Origin of the sequence: Kitasatospora sp. NPDC007106 (assembly GCF_040634455.1) — a bacterium.
In the GTDB taxonomy this organism is placed as follows: Bacteria; Actinomycetota; Actinomycetes; order Streptomycetales; family Streptomycetaceae; genus Kitasatospora; species Kitasatospora arboriphila.
Genome location: NZ_JBEYFP010001039.1, coordinates 1 through 1,902, shown reverse-complemented (window position 1 = coordinate 1,902; position 1,902 = coordinate 1). Strand labels below are relative to the sequence as shown.

General features: G+C 74.2%; 2 protein-coding genes. Both read left to right on the top strand.

The window, feature by feature from the left end; translation table 11 throughout:
• Positions 1–258 precede the first annotated feature (258 nt).
• The gene (locus ABZ641_RS35480; protein WP_344623330.1) at positions 259–1,290 is read left to right on the top strand and encodes a glycosyltransferase family 2 protein; all 1,032 of its coding nucleotides are present in this window, start codon (positions 259–261) and stop codon (positions 1,288–1,290) included.
• Positions 1,291–1,418: 128 nt separating this feature from the next.
• Positions 1,419–1,902: glycerophosphodiester phosphodiesterase family protein (locus tag ABZ641_RS35475; RefSeq protein ID WP_359988533.1), on the top strand; the 484-nt coding region annotated here is incomplete at its 3' end.

Sequence of the window (1,902 nt, the reverse complement as noted above, 5' to 3'; positions counted from 1 at the left end):
TGCTCCGTCCGCGCGGTCCGACGCCGCGGCGAGCGGCTCGACCGGACCCCGGCGAGCGGCTCGACCGGACCCCGGCGAAGGCCGGGTGACCCGGCCGGGGCCGCCGCACCGAGTCGCAGGCCGACCGCCAACCGCCGTTCATCCGCCGGTCGTGCGCGTTCCCTACGCTCGGGCCGCTACCGGTGGCGACCAGTCACTTGCGGTGATCGGTGGCCGGCGCCCGCCCGGCGCGGCCACCCCTGAGTGAAAGGCCGTTGGATGGCCCCGCGCCTCTCCGTCGTCGTTCCGATCCACAACGTCGAGCGCTACCTCCGGGAGTGCCTCGACTCGATCGCGGCCCAGACCTTCGAGGACTTCGAGTGCGTCATGGTCGACGACGGCTCGACCGACGGCGGGGCCGCCATCGCCGAGGCCCGCGCCGCCGAGGACCCCCGCTTCCGGCTGGTCCGGCAGGAGAACAAGGGCCTCGGCGCCGCCCGCAACACCGGCTGGCGCCACCTCACCCCCGGCACCGAGTACCTGGCCTTCGTGGACAGCGACGACACCCTGCCGCCGCACGCGTACCAGCTGATGATCCGTACGCTGGACGAGACCGGCTCCGACTTCGCCTCCGGCAACGCCATGCGGCTGCGGCGCGACGGCCTCACCCCCTCGCACGCGCACCGCCGCCCGTTCCGCGAGACCCGGCTGCGCACCCACGTCAGCGAACTGCCGGCCCTGGTCACCGACCGCACCGCCTGGAACAAGGTCTACCGGCGCTCGTTCTTCGACGTCGCAGGCATCCTCTACCCCGAGGGCATCCTGTACGAGGACGCGCCGGTCAGCGTGCCGCACCACTTCCTGGCCGAGCGGGTCGACGTGCTCGCCGATCCGGTCTACCACTGGCGGGTCCGCGAGGACGGCGAGCTGTCGATCACCCAGAAGAAGACCGACCCGCGCGGCCTGGCCGACCGGGTCCGCTCGATGGAGCTCGTCCGGGAGTGGCTGCTCGGCCGCCCCGAGCCGGTGTTCGCCGAGCACCTGCGCGCCTACGACCGGAACTGCCTGGTCGAGGAGATCCCGATGTTCTTCTGGTCCGTCCCGGACGGCGACCGCGCCTACCGGGAGGCCTACCAGCGGCACGTCAGCCGGCTGGTCCGGGCGATCGGCCCCGAGCGGCTGGCCGGGCTGAGCACCCAGCTGTGGCTCAAGTACCGTCTGACGCTGGCCGATCGGATGCGCCGCTTCGTCGCCGTGCAGCGTCTGCACCGCCTCGCCCGGCGCACCCGGCAGGCCGTCGCCCGGGGCTGAGCCGGCGAACCGTGCGCGTTACTGCTTGACACCTTGCGTCATACTGTAACGCGCGCGGTCCGAGGCAGCTCGGAGCGGGCAGCAGCACCCGGCCCCGCGTGGGCCCCTCCCGCACCCCGGAGCACGCCATGCACCCCTTCCTCGACCACCCGGGGCCGCTCGCCTTCGCGCACCGGGGCGGCGACCTCGGCCGCCCGGAGAACTCGTTCGCCGCCTTCGAGGCCGCCGTCGCCCTCGGCTACCGCTACCTCGAGACGGACGTGCACGCCACCCGCGACGGCGTCCTGGTGGCCTTCCACGACTCCCGCCTGGACCGGGTCACCGACAGCTCCGGCGCGGTGGCCGAACTGCCCTGGGACACCGTCCGGCAGGCCAGGATCGGCGGCACCGAACCCGTGCCGCTGCTGGAGGACCTGCTCGACGCCTTCCCCGGTGCCCGCTTCAACATCGACGTCAAGGCGGCCCAGGCCGTCGGACCGCTGGTCGAGGCGGTCCGCCGGACCGACGCCTGGGACCGGGTCTGCGTCGGCGGCTTCTCCGACAGCCGCCTCGCCGCCGTCCGCGCCGCCGCCGGCCCCCGGCTGGCCACCTCGCTCGGCCCGCGCGAGGTGG

Bases quoted from the DNA above. Each gene is read 5' to 3' on its own strand.
- ABZ641_RS35480 (WP_344623330.1), top strand. From the start codon at position 259: ATGGCCCCGCGCCTCTCCGTCGTCGTTCCGATCCACAACGTCGAGCGC.